At 62.7% G+C, this 15,246-nt stretch carries 19 protein-coding genes and 1 tRNA gene; 8 read left to right on the forward strand and 12 right to left on the reverse strand.

Features of this window, described 5'->3' with window-relative positions:
• Positions 1-12 precede the first annotated feature (12 nt).
• The 4 genes from ACW9TB_RS38390 to ACW9TB_RS38405 all read right to left on the reverse strand — a co-directional run bounded on the left by ACW9TB_RS38390 (position 13) and on the right by ACW9TB_RS38405 (position 2,637).
• Positions 13-411 (reverse strand): hypothetical protein, encoded by a 399-nt coding sequence (locus ACW9TB_RS38390; RefSeq protein ID WP_472753041.1) that lies wholly within the window; start codon positions 409-411, stop codon positions 13-15.
• Between the two features lie 315 nt (positions 412-726).
• The gene (locus tag ACW9TB_RS38395) at positions 727-1,929 is read right to left on the reverse strand and encodes a site-specific integrase (RefSeq protein ID WP_472753042.1); all 1,203 of its coding nucleotides are present in this window, start codon (positions 1,927-1,929) and stop codon (positions 727-729) included.
• Positions 1,929-2,114: a helix-turn-helix domain-containing protein gene (locus tag ACW9TB_RS38400; RefSeq protein ID WP_425958134.1), complete on the reverse strand. Its 186-nt coding sequence runs from the start codon at positions 2,112-2,114 to the stop codon at positions 1,929-1,931. Before ACW9TB_RS38400 ends, ACW9TB_RS38395 begins: the two co-directional genes overlap by 1 nt.
• A complete protein-coding gene (locus tag ACW9TB_RS38405) occupies positions 2,107-2,637 on the reverse strand; it encodes a replication initiator (protein WP_472753058.1) in 531 nt (176 codons plus the stop codon). Before ACW9TB_RS38405 ends, ACW9TB_RS38400 begins: the two co-directional genes overlap by 8 nt.
• A 77-nt stretch (positions 2,638-2,714) precedes the next feature.
• On the opposite strand from ACW9TB_RS38405, the gene ACW9TB_RS38410 reads away from it, so the two are divergent.
• The gene (locus tag ACW9TB_RS38410) at positions 2,715-4,157 is read left to right on the forward strand and encodes a restriction endonuclease (protein ID WP_472753043.1); all 1,443 of its coding nucleotides are present in this window, start codon (positions 2,715-2,717) and stop codon (positions 4,155-4,157) included.
• A gap of 169 nt (positions 4,158-4,326) precedes the next feature.
• On the opposite strand, the gene ACW9TB_RS38415 is transcribed toward ACW9TB_RS38410, so the two are convergent.
• Positions 4,327-5,265: a 3'-5' exonuclease gene (locus ACW9TB_RS38415; protein WP_472753044.1), complete on the reverse strand. Its 939-nt coding sequence runs from the start codon at positions 5,263-5,265 to the stop codon at positions 4,327-4,329.
• Between the two features lie 520 nt (positions 5,266-5,785).
• On the opposite strand from ACW9TB_RS38415, the gene ACW9TB_RS38420 reads away from it, so the two are divergent.
• The 3 genes from ACW9TB_RS38420 to ACW9TB_RS38430 all read left to right on the forward strand — a co-directional run bounded on the left by ACW9TB_RS38420 (position 5,786) and on the right by ACW9TB_RS38430 (position 7,629).
• Positions 5,786-6,211: a hypothetical protein gene (locus ACW9TB_RS38420; protein ID WP_472753045.1), complete on the forward strand. Its 426-nt coding sequence runs from the start codon at positions 5,786-5,788 to the stop codon at positions 6,209-6,211.
• A gap of 574 nt (positions 6,212-6,785) precedes the next feature.
• Positions 6,786-7,442 (forward strand): HAD family hydrolase, encoded by a 657-nt coding sequence (locus ACW9TB_RS38425; RefSeq protein WP_472753046.1) that lies wholly within the window; start codon positions 6,786-6,788, stop codon positions 7,440-7,442.
• Between the two features lie 116 nt (positions 7,443-7,558).
• A tRNA-Ser gene (locus ACW9TB_RS38430) sits at positions 7,559-7,629 on the forward strand.
• A gap of 133 nt (positions 7,630-7,762) precedes the next feature.
• On the opposite strand, the gene ACW9TB_RS38435 is transcribed toward ACW9TB_RS38430, so the two are convergent.
• The 3 genes from ACW9TB_RS38435 to ACW9TB_RS38445 form a co-directional block, all read right to left on the reverse strand.
• A complete protein-coding gene (locus ACW9TB_RS38435) occupies positions 7,763-8,443 on the reverse strand; it encodes a hypothetical protein (RefSeq protein ID WP_472753047.1) in 681 nt (226 codons plus the stop codon).
• Between the two features lie 153 nt (positions 8,444-8,596).
• Positions 8,597-9,283, reverse strand: coding sequence for a site-specific integrase (locus ACW9TB_RS38440; RefSeq protein ID WP_472753048.1), 687 nt, complete (start codon positions 9,281-9,283; stop codon positions 8,597-8,599).
• Between the two features lie 37 nt (positions 9,284-9,320).
• Complete coding sequence (locus tag ACW9TB_RS38445) at positions 9,321-9,533, reverse strand: tyrosine-type recombinase/integrase (RefSeq protein WP_472753049.1); 213 nt, start codon at positions 9,531-9,533, stop codon at positions 9,321-9,323.
• A 3-nt stretch (positions 9,534-9,536) separates the two neighbouring features.
• Between ACW9TB_RS38445 and ACW9TB_RS38450 the strand changes: the two genes are divergently transcribed.
• The 4 genes from ACW9TB_RS38450 to ACW9TB_RS38465 all read left to right on the forward strand — a co-directional run bounded on the left by ACW9TB_RS38450 (position 9,537) and on the right by ACW9TB_RS38465 (position 11,345).
• On the forward strand, positions 9,537-9,773 hold the full coding sequence (locus tag ACW9TB_RS38450; RefSeq protein WP_472753050.1) for a DUF6193 family natural product biosynthesis protein: 237 nt from the start codon (positions 9,537-9,539) through the stop codon (positions 9,771-9,773).
• Positions 9,774-10,175: 402 nt separating this feature from the next.
• On the forward strand, positions 10,176-10,844 hold the full coding sequence (locus ACW9TB_RS38455; protein ID WP_472753051.1) for a hypothetical protein: 669 nt from the start codon (positions 10,176-10,178) through the stop codon (positions 10,842-10,844).
• A 24-nt stretch (positions 10,845-10,868) separates the two neighbouring features.
• Positions 10,869-11,072, forward strand: coding sequence for a hypothetical protein (locus tag ACW9TB_RS38460; protein WP_472753052.1), 204 nt, complete (start codon positions 10,869-10,871; stop codon positions 11,070-11,072).
• Between the two features lie 39 nt (positions 11,073-11,111).
• Positions 11,112-11,345: an HAD family hydrolase gene (locus ACW9TB_RS38465; RefSeq protein WP_472753053.1), complete on the forward strand. Its 234-nt coding sequence runs from the start codon at positions 11,112-11,114 to the stop codon at positions 11,343-11,345.
• A gap of 93 nt (positions 11,346-11,438) precedes the next feature.
• Here ACW9TB_RS38465 and hemC read toward each other — a convergent pair whose 3' ends face one another.
• The 4 genes from hemC to ACW9TB_RS38485 all read right to left on the reverse strand — a co-directional run.
• Complete coding sequence (gene hemC, locus ACW9TB_RS38470; protein WP_472753054.1) at positions 11,439-12,437, reverse strand: hydroxymethylbilane synthase; 999 nt, start codon at positions 12,435-12,437, stop codon at positions 11,439-11,441.
• A gap of 384 nt (positions 12,438-12,821) precedes the next feature.
• Entirely contained in the window at positions 12,822-13,289 is a 468-nt protein-coding gene (locus ACW9TB_RS38475) for a hypothetical protein (RefSeq protein WP_472753055.1), read from the reverse strand.
• A gap of 290 nt (positions 13,290-13,579) precedes the next feature.
• Positions 13,580-14,986 carry a M23 family metallopeptidase gene (locus ACW9TB_RS38480; protein ID WP_472753056.1) on the reverse strand — a complete coding sequence of 469 codons (1,407 nt, stop codon included), beginning with the start codon at positions 14,984-14,986 and terminating at the stop codon, positions 13,580-13,582.
• 75 nt (positions 14,987-15,061) lie between these two features.
• A partial coding sequence (locus ACW9TB_RS38485) for a hypothetical protein (RefSeq protein WP_472753057.1) occupies positions 15,062-15,246 on the reverse strand: 185 nt, incomplete at its 5' end.

Consider the following 15,246-nt stretch of genomic DNA (forward strand, 5'->3'; position numbering starts at 1 on the left):
TCCCTGCCGCTTTCAGGGGTGGAAGGTGATCTCAATCTTTTCGATCTTGATGAATCGTCCCTTCTCTCCCCGCAGAGGCAAGTCTGAAGGCTCGCTCTCAGGCCAACCCCCGGGCGGCATCTCCTTGACCGACCGTGACTCTCCCCACCAGCGCTCCAGGGTGGAGAGCTTCCAGTAATTACGTCCCCGCCACTTGAGATCTGCCTTCGGGAACCTCTCCTGGAAGACCATGCTGGACAAGCTGGTCGGCTTAATCTCAAGATCCGCTGCGACCTGCTCGGTTGTGAGCCAGTCATCTCCTTCGTCGAGCGGGGGGAGCGCGACGAGTGCACTCGGGTCGATGGAATGCCGCCGCCTGGGGGTCTGGGGGGCGTAGAACTTCTTGCCGCAGTCCGGGCACTGGATAGGCATCTCGGGGATCCTTCCTGATCTCTAGAGCCGGGTGGCTCCCTGGGAAGATTTCTATCCGTAGCACTGTCAAGGGGTAAAGCGCATACCAACTGTGCTACCCCAGTATTTTTTCCCGACAAAAGGTATATATCGCCGATAGTGTATAGATCGTGATGGTAGCGGCACCAGTACGGGAAACGGCGGCTCCGTTGCTTCAAGACCAAGCTTTCCCCGCCGCAGCGACAAGCGAAGGTCCCTCGCAACGCGAGGGACCTTCGCTTTCCAAGCAGTAGTGGACGGTGGCGGAATCAGTCGTCAAGGCTCTGATTTAGCAGGTCAAGCGCCTTGCGGGTCTCCGGTGAGGGGGACCTGCGTGTAGACGTTCATGGTCACTGAGATCTGCGAGTGCCGGAGGATGCGCATCGCGACGCGGGGGTGAACGTCGAGCGCGGCCAGGAGCGAGGCACAGGTGTGTCGGGTGTCGTGGACGCGGATACGAGGGACACCGGCCCTCTCGCAGTAGCGTTCAAAGGACCGGTAGAAGTTGCGCGGCTCGATCGGTGTCCCGTTCCTCGTGGTGAACACGAGGTCGGACCCCTTCCATCTCTCCCCGGCATCCTGGCGGGCCTTCTCCTGAATCCGTTGGCGATCCCGGAGCGCGGCTATGCACAGCCCGAACAGGGGCAGAGAGGCCGTCGAGTCCTCTGTCTTGGTCGTCTCCCGGTGGAGGAGCTCACCGCGGACTCGGTTGAGCTGGCGGGAGATCCAGAGCTGTTCCCCGTTGAGGTCGACACAGTCCCAGGCGAGCCCGAGCACCTCGCCCCGCCGCAGGCCGAGAATCAGGATCAGCACGTATGCGGCGTAGAGCGGTTCGTCCACCAACCGCAGGTGTTCAAGGAACCTCCGTGCCTCGTCGACGTTCCACACGCTGTGCTGCTTGGCCTTCTTGGTCTTACTCGCGTTGGGCAGGACGGTCAGCGCGGCGACGTTCTTGGAGATCAGTTCCTCGCGGATGGCGTTGCTGAGAGCCGATCGCAGGATGCGGCGGATGCTCGCGATTGTGCTCCGGGATGGATACCCCTTGCAACACTCTCCCTTGGAGCAGCACCGACGCTTGGCTTCCGGCCGGTGGTGATCCTTCTTCTGGTCGCAGCAGGTGCAGAGCGTGACCAGCGTGTTCAGCCATGTCTGAACCTCGCGAACCGTGAGCTTGTCGAGCCGCTTCTTGCCGAGACCGGGGATTAGGTAGAGCCGGACCAGTGGTTCGTAACCGGCGTAGGTGGTCGGCTCCCGGTTGGGTTCGATCACCTCGGCGAGCCAGCGCGTCAGGTACGCGGCGAGAGTGGGGTGCTTGGTCGGTACTGGTCCCTTGCTCGCGAGGTCGTGGAGCTTGAGCCACTTCTCGTGGGTCTCCTCGCGGGTCTTACCGTAGGCCCATTTGCGAGTCTTCTTGCCCTCTGGCGTGACAACCCAGACGTAGCCAGCCCAACCGTCCTTGTACGGGAAGACCGAGCCCTCACCGTTCGAGCGCTTGCCCATCAGGCGGCCTTTCCACAGAGTCGGTTCACGTAGTCGTTCAGGGCGGATTCGGGGATACGGCGGCAGCGCACGCCGACCACGATCGAGTCGAGTTCGCCGGAGCGGATGAGCTGGTAGAGCGTCCACCGACTGACCTGTAGAGCGGTCATGGCCTGCGGGACGGTGAGCAACGCGGGACTACTCATGGACGCCTCTCGAAGCTCCGGTAAGGGCGCTTACCAAAAGGGCGTCACCGGCCGAGTGGCCCTGTCCGGCGTACTGCCAGTGCGAGACGACGAGGACGGTGTCCTCGTCGAAGAGCGGAAGCCGTCCGGTGCTGATCGCTTCCCCGCGCATGTAGTCGGTGCGTTCCTGACGGATGTCGCCGAGGGTGGTGGAGTAGCGGCGGCTCTTGGTGGAGAAGTGGCCGCGGAAGCCCAGCATGTTCGCCCATTTGATGAGCCGGAACTCGGTCAGTTCGTCGAAGGCGCCCAGGCGCAGGCACTCAGCGATGAGCCGCCGGGCGTGGTCGCGGATCGGCAGGGCGGTCAGGTCGTCGAGGGGGTTGATGCGTCGGTCCAGGGTGCCGACGCACTCGGCGGCCTTGGTGGCGTACTTGGCGATGTAGGCGGCTACGGCCTGCTCGGTGAGGTCACCGGTCACGGTGATCTCGCGGACGTCGAGTTGAGCGCCCCACTGGAAGGCCTGCGCGGGTTCACCGGGTACGATGACCGGTTGACTTAAGTGTACTGCTCAGACGTCCTCTAGGCGGTACGTCCGTGCATCGATGGTCTTATAGTGCCTATGTGGACAGTCGCTTGATTTCGGCAGCTGACGCGCTAGTTGAAGCGCTCGGATTCGAATGTATACAGAGAGATGACCTTCTTCGATTGAGATTGCAATGCTCCCCCGTAGACCTGAGATTAGAAAAGGTGCAAGAGGACTCCGTCTTCGCAGCTTTTACGTGCAGAACCACCTCATGGGAATGGGAGGGTGAACGCACCGATCTCCATGACGCGCTGTCACTGTTGGTGGGCGCATTCTTTTCTCACCTAGGCGAAACTTCTAGCCTTCTCGTAGATGTATACAATCCTGCCGTAATGATTCCGGGTGAGATATATGCGCGACACGTTATTCCGGTGCAGCCTGGCCCGCTCTATCACTTAGGGGCTGATGAGTCGATTGACGAGACTATTCAATTGATTGAACGCCTCTCCGAGTTGGAGTGGTTCCTCCATGATTTTATGACCATGCATCCCTCTCTTGGGCAACAGAAGTTCGAGTTTGCGAAAGAGGGATCCGATCTTGAACAGTGGGCGAGGCGGGTTGCGCATCTCCTCGGTAAGCGCCCACACAAGGATGATCTTTGCTATTCACGAAAAGGGCCGGATTGGGAGTATTGGCGAGGAGCGAAGTCGGAGATTTCGCTATTTCGAAGCCCTGAGCTGTATAGTGCGATTGAATCGCTCCATCAAGCCTCTGATGTCGAGCAACACGTCTTGGACGGTGTAAACGGACGGATCTGGAAGACGGGCAACCTGAGAAATTTTGTACCAGCAAAAGAGGAAAGGTGCGCCCGGAAAGCCCTACAGGCCCTGGCCGGTCGGGGAGAGCCTGTATTTACACTACTCGAAAACCGCATTATCGCGGCTTTGGGTGAGTATGTTTTGGCGATTCCAGCGGAGGCGGGTAAGGCTGCTTTCGATTCCGAGAGAGAGGCAGTTCTTGCTAGGCATCAGCGAGAGTCCTCCCTCCTCTTTCCTCCTGACGAGTACTTGTGGGCGACCGCAATTGATGGCCATCGCTTCGAGGCGCTAATCTATGACATTATTACGAGGGAGCCAGGCGTCGTTTCCGTGAGACAAGTAGGAGGCACAAGGGAGCGGGATGGTGGCCGAGATCTGTTGGTGGAGTGGATAACACCACCTCAGAATCCCAACCTAGCTATTCCGCAAGGCGTTCCTGTACAGCAGCAGCGGCTCGTAGTGGTGCAATGTAAAGCACTAGCTAGCTCGGTCGGTAAGAATAAGATACCCGACATTCGGGATACGTTGGAACATAACGATGCGCAAGGATACTTGCTTGCCGCGTCTAGCACTATTGCAACGTCAGCGATTGACTACCTACTTCGCCTAAGACAGAAAGGTGACATATTTACTGACTGGTGGAGTAGATCGGAAATTGAAGCGAAACTCCGTCGTAATCCTGATATTGCTGGACGATATCCTGATATTGTCCGTCCGCGTTGACTGAAACTCTCGGCGGCTTTCAAGCTTCTCAAGACGAGTGACCGTTGCAGCGCGCCCACGTGATCGTACTGACCGGCCCCCGTTGATCCGACTCGGCGCGCTCTGCCCGCGTTCGCATTGAAGGGTGCGGTGCTCAGGCGGAGCAGTAGCAAGAGTAAGTCTTGCATCCTTACTTCGCAATTTCGCTACAGGCGAGCCGCTCCATAAAGTCAACCTCGCTGATTATCTCGATGTTATGACCTTTTGCGAGGAGCTCTTCGGCCTTCTTGCTCTTGCTGCTTCGGTCATCACCCGGCCGAAGTCTGACGGGATCTTGGGTACCGATTACCAAGACATCAGTCTTGCGGCTCACGCCAGCCGCAGGCTGGCCACCAACGTCGGCGAGCTGGTCATGCGCTTCCTTGCGGGTCATGCTGAGTAGCGTGCCGGTGAAACACACCGTCAGTCCGTAGAACGGCCCATTGGGATCTGCGTTGGGATTCGCGTCTGGTAAGGGAGCGCGGGTATTGCTGTTTGTGCTGTGGCACCCCGACCAGGAGTTCGCTGTAAGCCGACCCATGCGGATTTTCCGGCTGGCAAGCAGGTCATAGAGCGTCATGGCCTCGTGGAAACGTAGTGCGGCAATCATAATTTCAGCAGCGGCACGTGCGTCGGCGCCAGCGTCGTGATGGTCCGAAATCGTGCTGCCTGCAGCTTCGGCTACGTAAGGTAGGCCATACGAGGCGAGTACCCAAGTCTGTCTTGCGATTACGAGGGAGCAGGCATAGCTGATGTCCGGCCAGCGGATGTCTGATGCGATGCAGGCCTCCCGGAAAACTCCTAGGTCGAAGGCGACATTGTGAGCAACCAGTGGCCGCCCGTCTGTAAATGCAAGAATTTGCTGGAAGGTTTCCTTCCAAGTGGGTGCGCCCTGAACGCTGCTCTCAGTGATGCCGTGGAGCCTGACATTGAAGGGGGCGAACCAGGAGTTTTTCGTGGGTGGCTGAATCAAGGTAGTGAAGGCATCAACGATTCTTCCCGCCTCGACACTCACCATGCCGACCGCGCATGGACTTCCACGATGTGAATTTGCGGTCTCGAAGTCGATCGCAACCCATGAATCGTTCACCTTGCTCCTCAGAACGTCGTAGGAGATAAGTTCTCTCCTTGACCCAAATGCTTCAGATCGTTCCGCTACAGCATGTGGTGCGCAGCGAGGTCGGTCGGAACCCACGAAGATTGACGCCTCATGGGGGGCTTTGGTTCACGAGCAGAGCCAAGCGAAGTGTGTGAGCTTCCGGCCGTACGCGTCGCTCCAGGTTACGTCCATGGAAGTGGTTTACGAGTTTGCGCTGGTGACAGGTTCGGTGTCGGTACTGGAGACGTCACAGCCCGCTGTAGCGTCGCTGGCCACCACGGAGGAGCGCCCTTGACACCGCCGCCGATCTAACGTTTCGGGCCTTGCAGGCCTGAGCTATGGTTCGGCTTGCCATCAGAGCCGAGGGCAGCGCTCCACTCTGAGTGTCCGGCCTGCGGCGCGGGCATCAAGGCTAGCCGCTGCGTGATCAGGGTACCCAGGCGATGTATTGAGCGCACAGATCGGGTGAGTTGACAGTCCTCTCTGCCGCGATGCCGTCATACTAAGAACTATGGCTCTCGATGAGACGACCAAGAAGCTCTTCCATGCCGCCGACGCAAGCACCCTTCTGGCCTTGTTACCACTTCTCCGGAGCCAGATCGAACAGGCTTCGGCCCAGATGAAGCATGTCCACACTGCTCAGGAGCAAGGTGCAGAATGGAATGCCAGGATTGCGGAAACCTATGGCGAAGCGCTAACGAATCTCCATATGCGGATCGGAGATGACCCAGACCAGCGCGATGCTCTTCATGGTATTCGAGACAAGGTTAACTCAATCTTAGGGAGTCTACGCACGAGTGATGAACACTCCGCACAGTACATTGAAGATCTTTTCAATTATCTGGTCGATCTGACAGAACGCGAACGTTGGATCATTGGCGAGATGAAGCGCCGAGGTTACCTTCCGTTTTTAGCGGGAGAAGAGCAGCTTTCCTAGATGCGTTAGCGAACACGTGAAGCACTCGGCGGCTTCAGACCTGGTCGCAGTTGTGGACCGTTAGGCTACCGCGCAGCTTCCAGAGACACGAGCTGAGCGCCGATTTTGCTAACGCATGTGCTAAACCGGTCCTGGATGACCATGGATGACCGCGGAAGCGGGGCCAACGTCAGGTGGCAGTGAGCAGGAGGGAAAGCCCCATGTGGACTCTCCTGGACGTCCTTGATCCCGCTACGGATCAGATGGTGTTCTCATCGGGAAGTGAATGGGTGGCCTTGAGCTCTTGGAGGCCACGTTGGCAGACGGCCCACTGGATATGGTCGCTACCAGTATCGGCAAGAATGATGCTGCGACGATGTCATCGTGACATGGGGAGTGCCGTGCTGGCTGCAACCGCTCTGGGCGCCCATACTGTTCGGGTTCTTGTACCAGGCCGAAGGGTGAGGGACGAGGATTTGCACTATGCGTGACTTCACGTTTCCGAACCTACGAAGTCGCGGCGCTGGTAGCAATGAACTGGACGTGGACAGATGGATCAGAGCGTCGCGAGCTTAGACTTTCCCTCATAGGGTGAGTGGCCGTGCAACGTCTTGCGCTCTTCGACCTGGACAACACGCTCGTCAACCTGGATGAGGCGTTTCAGGTATGGGCCGGAAAGTTCGTCGAGGAACACGACTTAGACCGTGAGGCGGTTGATTGGCTGATCGCTCTCGATCGAGCCGGCTACCCGCACCGCGAGGTTTTCTTCAACAAGGTCCGTGACCGCTTCACCTTGCCCGAGCCGGTCGATGAGTTGTGGAATCGCTACCGCCAACGCATGCCGTACCTCGTCCACTGTCGACCAGAGGTGATGGACGGGCTGTCTCGACTCCGCGCGTCGGGCTGGAAGGTGGCGATCGTCACCAACGGCACCGCGGACAACCAGCTCGGCAAGATCCAGCGGACGGGACTGGCCGAGGCCGTCGACGCCTACGCGCTCTCAGGACTCGAAGGCATCCGTAAGCCCGACATCGGTCTGTTCGAGGTCGCGGCCCGGCGCTGCGGTATGACTCTCGAAGGCGGGGGATGGATGGTCGGTGACAACCTCGTCGCCGACATCGGCGGGGGACAAGCGGCCGGACTGCGTACCATCTGGATCGATCGAGGCACTTGGACCGGCCATGACCACAGCGCGGATCATGTCGCCACCGACGTGCTTCAAGCCATGGAGATCCTGCACAGCGAACAGTGATCGAGCGGCCGTGCCGCAGCCCGACAAGAAGTGCTGTACAGCAGCCCCGTACAGCAACACCGCCTTACACGATCACATGCCACCGACCCGTATCTACCGCCTGACCAGGGCGCGAGGCCGCCGACCTGGGACGTGCCGTTGACTCGTAATGAAGGGGTCTGGGGTTCGATTCCCCAAGGCGGCTCCAGGTCAGAGGCCCCCACCGGGTTCCGGTGGGGGCCTTTTGCTAACACCCTTGCTAACAGGGCCGCGGAGCTGGTGGCTTTCCCCGCGGCAGGGGTGAGCGTCGGTCGCCTTTAACGCGCCGATACTGCGGCCGTCTACGAACATGGTCTCCCTGAGACGGTGCGCCGCTCGCACAGTGAGCACCACACCTCGTCCGGCTCCAGCAGTCCGGTTACTTCGTTCAGTAACGGTTCCTTGATCTGACTCAGGGCTGTGGTGTCTTTGCTGAAGCAGCGGGCGACCCAAACATCATGATCGTATGTCCACCAGTTGTTGAGGTGAAGGTGCACAGCAGATGCTCCGTCGAACCACCACAAGTCCGCTGGCCCTGAAGCCTCATCGACTCGCGGAGGAAAGCCCGCACCCACCAGAACCGGGGCCGTTCCCCGTGTCGTCGCCAGTTCCAGCGTCAGATGTGACCAGCGGTGAACAGTCAGGAGCAACGCGTGTGCCTCAAGCCGCTGGTCGATGCTCCGGTTGAGGATCCTGAGCGGCTTGTCAGCGAGAGTCATCCCGGCACGACCGTCCGGTAGAACCTCCACACCCCACGTCCAGTCGCCGTCCACGATCCCGTAAAACACCCACCCCTGGGCTGTCCAGTAGACCCTCGCATCGCCATCCAGCCCGTACTCCATTCCATTGGGTCCCAAAGCCGGGCACCACAGTCCGCCGTATCTCTGCTCGAAAGCGATCATCGCCTCAACGGCTTCGGCGGGAGCCTCAACCTCGATCCCGTCATGATCAACAGCGCGGGCAGTCCGTTCGATCCAGTCCACAGGCGTCGGTTCATGCCAGCGCGCGTTTTCGTGAAGAAAGGTGTGGAGACGAGACGATATCGAGTGGTCAGTTCGTATGTGCACACCTCAACGTAAAGTCCCTGAGCCTGCACTGGGCGGGATCAGGGACTTCGTAAGAGGCCGAACCATCTCTTAATCGAGAGCTTTGGCGAAGCCGTCGGCGGCAGTCTCCGCCGAGCGGATCACATGGGCGTAGGCGCGGAGAGTGATCGCCGGATCGAAGTGTCCAAGTCGGGCAGCCACTACGTGGACCGGGACGCCGGCCGATAGGAGCGTGGTCGCATGGATATGCCGCAGGTCGTGGAGACGGGCGAGGGCAGAGGTTCGGTCGGAATCTGGCTCTTGTTCTCTGGCTCGTTGTACGCCTTGATGAGCTTGCCCGGTAGCGCCGTCACGGTGGTCGGATAGATGGGGCCCCCAGGCGGTTGTGAAAACGTGGCCGTTCTCTTCGCCCTTCCAGACGTCGCCAACCCGGAGCTTCTCAGCTTCTTGCGCTTCCAAGTGTGCTCGGAGGACGTTCACTGTCCCCTGGTCGAGGGTGACCACGCGAGTCCGGCCACTCTTCGTGGTACCTGCGATGTGCTTACCGTCGACAACGCCTGTTGAGCCCTTGATGGTGATCTGCCGTCCCTCCAGGTCGACGTCGGGCCACCGGAGGTTCAGCAGCTCGCCCCGTCGCGCGCCCGTATATGCGGCCAGGTGGAAGAAGGGGAACAGCCGATGCGAGCGGGCCAGCCCGAGGAACGTCCGGAGCTGGGCCGAGGTCCAGATCATGCCCGGTTCTTTCCAGTTCCCGCGGGAACGCTTGGCCTTGTCCACAGGCGAACTGCTGAGGTACTCGTGGACCTCGACCGCGTCACGAGGCCCGGCGAAGAATCGCATGCGTGTGGACGACGGTGGACACCGCCAGTGGCTTTCCACCGCGTCCGCCCCTGGCCAGCAGATCCCGGTAAAGCTTCGTGATCGTGGCAGGCCGGACCGTCTGAAGCTTCGTCTTCCCAATGAAGGGCTTGATGTAGAGGCGGATGGTGATCCGGTAGTCCTCAAGCGTCCCCGGCTTAATCTCCATGGCGTGATCCTCGATCCAGCCATCTGGTCCCTCCACTTCAGCGTGTGTACGGGGTACCCGTACACGCGGAACATCCCGTTCGTTGATCCGTTAGATGACGGGCGCTACCGAGTCTCCGGGCCTGCGCGTGATGTCGACGTAGGTGAGGTCGACAGCGCTGAAGAGGCCATCGCCTTGGTGGTGGCCAGGCTTCCGGCTGGATACGGTCCAGCGGTTGAAGGGACCGCCCACGATTCATGATGCGGCCGTCAGCGGCAATCCGCGTGGGACGGTGCCAGCCGCTGCTTGGTCCTCGAAGAGCGGTAGAGCATTCGCCGCGCGCCACTTCCAGTGCTCGGGCTTGGTGGCTCCGGCCTCCGAGGCGGCTTGGCGGACCGGCTGGGACAAGCGGAAGACGGTGCCGTCGATGATGGAGCGGTTAGCTCTTCTTCGACATCGCCACAGCTGCCTTCCGGCTTTGCCTCTGTTTCGTACCTGTTCCATGGGAGCGCCGGAATCAGCGAGAAGTGGTGCGAGACCGAACCGCAGATTGAACGCCCCTCGATGCCGCCCCAGCTCTCAGCCGCCGTTCTTGCTGGTCCCTATGCCTGGGAAAAGGACGCGCTGGGGAGGATGTCACAGGTATCCGGTTGGATGAGGCTCATGACCGCTTACGACGTGGCCCGACTGCTGCCCGATATCCCGGTGCTTCGTGACCTGTGCCGGTCCATGGCAGTGCTGGAGGCCGTCCTGAGCCCGGAATGGTCCAGTCGCTACCACTCCTTCGATGCGCACTGGAGTCCTGGGGAGGAGATGGCCTCGATGCGGAACGGTTCGGGAGACGAGTACTCCATCGTCTTTTCGGCGGCGGGCGCCTACATCCGCGGCTTCGACCACGAGGCGGTGATGAGTCCGTACGGCAACGACGGGCCGTGGCCGGGGGTGCTCGACTTCGTTCCCGAGGTCTTCCGCCACTGCGTGGCCGAGCCCGCGTTCTGCGACGAGGACGGCATGCCGGTCGTGACCGCCTGTCTGTGGCGCGAGACCGGTGATGACCGCTGGCAGGTGGGTGAGATCGACTACCCGGACGGCGCCGGTGATTCCGACGGCGCGACGCACCTGTTCGCTCGGCTCGTCGACCCGACTGCGGAGGCGTTTCAGCGATTCGCCGAGGACTACTACGAAATCCCCGTGGACCTCGATGCGGTGCGGCACGTCTACGCCCTCCGTCCGCTGACGCAGGCGGTGGTCACCGCGCTGAACGCCGACCTCGCCATGAAGGACCTCGCCGACGACCTCACGGCGGCCCGGTACCCATCGGCCACCGGTTGAGAGGACAATTTGCCCGTAGGGCTGGTGATCGTGCAACGGCTCGCGCTCTTTGATCTGGACAACACGCTCGTGAACCTGGACGAGGCGTTTCAGAGGTGGGCTGCGGAGTTCGCCGACCGGTACGGCCTCGGTCGCGAGGCGGTTGACTGGCTCGTCGCCCTCGACCAGACGGGTTATCCGCATCGTGAGGCCTTCTTCGCCAGGGGCCGTGAGCACTTCGCCCTATAACAGCCGATTGAGGAGCTGTGGGACCGCTATCGCAGGGGCATGCCGTACCTGGTGCGCTGTCGGCCCGAGGTCATGGACGGCCTGGTTCGACTGCGTGCGTCAGAGTGGAAGGTTGTGATCGTCATCGATGGGACGGTGGACAACCAGCTCGGCAAGATTCAGCGGACGGCACTGGCCGAGGCGGTCGATGCCCACGCGCTCTCTGGACTCGAAGGCATCCGCAAGCCCGATGTCGGTCTGTTCGAGATCGCCGCCCGGCGGTACGGAGGATGAGCCAGCGGCCCGCTTTGTCGAGGACGAGGAGGTGGGCGGTGACGGCACAACCGTACGGCCTCTCTACGGGGACGGGCCGTAGGTCCGGGCCGGTCATTTGCGGGTGGCGGTGATCAGGTCGCGGGCGCCCTGGTGGAGCAGGTCGGCGGCGACGCGGGCGCCGAGGGTGGCCGGGTCGGAGTGATCTCCCCAGGCGTGGGAGCGGACGAAGGCGCTGCCGTCGCGGTTGAACACCATGCCGAACAGCGACATCTTCCCGTCGGCGGTGGTGGAGGCGTGCCCGGCGATGGGGCTGTTGCAGTGGCCGAACAGCATGTGCAGCATGGTCCGCTCGGCGAGGATGTGGCGGGCGGTCGCCGGATGGTCGAGTTCGTCCAGGAGTCGCATGACGGGGGCGTCGCCGCTACGGGCCTGGATGCCGACGACACCGGCGCCCACGGGCGGAATCATGGACACGACGCCTTCGTCGGCGGTGTGGAATTCCAGGGGCAGGATCTCGTGGTGGCGGTCGAGCAGGCCGAGGCGGAGCAGGCTGGTGCGGGCGAGGATCAGCGCGGCGTACTTGCCGCCCTCTTCGTCGAGTTTGGCCAGGCGGGTGTCGACGTTGCCACGGATGTGTTCGGTCCGCAGATCAGGCCGGTGGATGCTGAGCTGGGCACGACGCCGTACGGAGCTGGTGCCGATCAGCGATCCGGGGGGCAGGTCGGCCAGGGGTGTGCCGTCGCGGGTGACCACGATGTCGTGGACGTCGTCGCGCGGTAGGTAGGCGCCGAACGCGGTTCCTTCGGCGAGGGGGACGTCGCCGGGGACGTCTTTGACGCAGTGGACGGCGATGTCGATCCGGCTGCTGGTCAGGGCGCGGTCGATCTCTTTGCTGAAGGCGCCTTTGCCGCCGATTTCGGCGAGGTTGCCGGGCCAGAGGTCAGCGCTGACCTGGGTGGGCACGATCTCGATGGGTACGCCGGGTACGAGTTGAGTGATCAGTTCGGCGACGTGGTTGCTTTGGATCTTGGCCATGGTGGAGGTGCGGGTGCCGATCCGCAGGGGGGTTTCGGCGAACCGGGCCAGGAGGATCTCGGTCAGCGGGTGCACGATGTCTCCTTGGTGGTGAGATGACTACGTAAAGTAGTCATCTGTTGGACGGTGGTGCCCTCGTGGGAGGACGTTGGCAGGGGAACCATCCTCGCGACCGGTCCTCGCGCCCCTACGTCCGGGGCCATGTGGTCGGATCCGGTCCCACGGGTGGCCCCTGGTCATGCACCACCTGAAAGCGCGACGGCACTCCTCGGGTGGATCCGGTGTCCGCGCGGCTCGACGCGCAGGAGCCGGAGAGCGGCGACGGCGCCGCGCCGGAGGAAGGCCGCGCTCAGCCGTCCGCTCACCGGCGTGCCGTGGAACATGGCTGAGTCTTTTCGCGTGAGAAGCGTGGCCTCGGGATTCGTCCCGGTCGGCCTGGCGGCGCGGGCCGTGTCGATGTCATCGTGGGACAACATGATCGGCCGTGAGGGTGTCGGCCAGCAGTGGCAGTTCGCTGGCCAGGATGCTGGTGGCGGGGCGGGTGCGCAGGATCCGGTAGTGCTCGGCGGATTGTTCGGCGGCGGCGGGCAGCGTCAGCTCGGAGCTGAGTACGGGTGTACGGGAGTCGTCGCGCTCGGGGCCGGTCCACCAGAACGTCTCGCCGTCGGTGTAGGCGAGGAGTCCGAGGAAGACGGTCACGACGGCGTTGCCGGAGGCGAGTTCGCGGACGTCGGCCTTGATGCCGTAGACGTCGTCCAGGACGGCGACCAGGTCCTGGGCGCGCTGGACGGCGGGCGACGGTTCGGCGGCGTACGCCTGGGAGGCGTGATCGCCACTGCTGCCGTACAGCAGCGAAATGCAGCACAGCTCCGGCGGCGACGTGCGGGGGCAGGGCTCTGGTGCTGACGAGCGGGCTCGTTGACACACGTACGGGGGGCAGTGGGGCAGGCGGGAGGGGGTCCGAATCCTTGGCCCTGTCCGGTTTGGGTATTCGCTCTCGTCGCCAGCCCGCAGCGGGCCGGAGTCACGCGGCAGCGCGACGACCTCGGGCACACGCTCGGGGTCGTCGCGCGTCAATCGGTCCCACGCCATTGTGATGTCGATCGCCGGTGGTCTTTCGGGAGGCCGCAGTGATCTCTTCCGGGCGATGGCCGGATGGCTCGCTCGGCGCGAAGCGCGTGGCGGGAACCATCCGGCCTTAACGTGCCGTTCTCAGATCAGGCGTTGGGGATGGTGTTGATGAAGCCGATGGGGGCGTTGGTGGGGTCGGGTTTGCCGAGGGCGACCCATTCGTCGTAGCTGAGGGCCTTTTTGCGGTTGTTGGTGATGGCGTAGACGGAGCTGTCGGCGGGGTTGCGTAGGTAGGTGCCGTTGCGGGGGATGGCGCCGAAGGTGTTGATCCATTCGATGGGGACGTCGGTGGAGGCGGGTTGGCCGAGGGCGTTCCATTCGGTTTGGCTGAGGCCGTATTTGGCGCCGCCGACGGTGAGGTAGACGGAGCTGTCGGCGGGGTTGCGCAGGTAGGTGCCGGGGGAGGGGTCGGTGCCGAGTTTGTTGATGAAGCCGATGGGGACGTTGGTGGCGGCGGGTCTGCCGAGGGTGTCGTATTGGGCGGGGGTGAGGCCGTATTTGGCGCTTCCGGCGATGACGAAGATGCTGCCGTCGGTGTGGTCGCGCAGGTGGCTGCCGTTTTTGGGGATGGCGCCGTAGGTGTTGAGGAGTCGGATGGGGACGTTGACGGAGGCGGGTTGGCCCAGGGCGTTCCATTCGGTTTGGCTGAGGCCGTATTTGGCGCCGCCGACGGTGGCGTAGACGGAGCCGTTGGAGGCGTCGCGGAGGTAGGTGCCGTTTCGGGGGCTTTGGGGTAGGGCGTTGAGCCAGCCGTCCGGGACGTTGGTGAGGGGGGCGTTTTCGTAGCCGGAGGCGTTGAGTTCGTCCATGCTGGTGAAGCGGACCGGGGCGCCGCCCGCGACGACCGCGATCGTCCCGTTCGGTTCCCGGTACAGACGACCCTCCACCGGCGTGATCGCGCAGCCGTTGGCGCTGGCGACGTCGTTCCACTCCCGGCCGTTGCTCTGGCCGTACTCCACGCCGTTGAAGGTCGGGCGGACCCGCTCGGTGTTCGCCTCGCCCCAGCTGGCGCGCCCGTCGCCGTTGGCGTCGAAGGCCTGCTCGTAGTGCAGGTGGGGGCGGCCGTTGGAGGTCGGTCCGGTGGCTCCCACCTGCCCGATCTGCTGCCCCTGCGTGACGCGCTGGTTGACGCTGACCGACCTGGTCTTCAGGTGGATGTAGGTGGTGAACCAGCCGCCGCCGTGGTCGATCTGGATCATGTTGCCGGCGTTCGAGTGGAAGAAGGACTGGACGACGGTACCGGCCGCCGGTGCGATGAGCTTCGCTCCGTCGGTGCCGACCTGATTGGGCTCCTTGACCATGTCCAGCGCGGGGGCGTGCCCCCAGCTGTTGAGCTGCCACTTCTCTCCGCAGGGGAAGGGAAGCTGGAACGCCGGCGGCGCGGCCGACGCGTTCGCGGGCGCGGGGGCGGCCACGGTGAGGCTCGCCAGGGCGAGCGCCGTCACGGTGAACGTGCGGCGGGCGCGGGAACTCCTGCCGGAGGTCCGGTTCATCGGTGATTCCTTTCGGGGGTGTCCAGTGATCTCGTTCGGGCCGTCATTGGAAAGCCCGGCCAGCCATGCTTCGGGTCAGGCGTTGGGGATGGTGTTGATGAAGCCGATGGGGGCGTTGGTGGGGTCGGGTTTGCCGAGGGCGACCCATTCGTCGTAGCTGAGGGCTTTCTTGCGGTTGTTGGTGATGGCGTAGACGGAGCTGTCGGCGGGGTTGCGTAGGTAGGTGCCGTTGCGGGGGATGGCGCCGAAGGTGTTGATCC

The sequence above is a fragment of the Streptosporangium sp. H13245 genome (assembly GCF_055690525.1).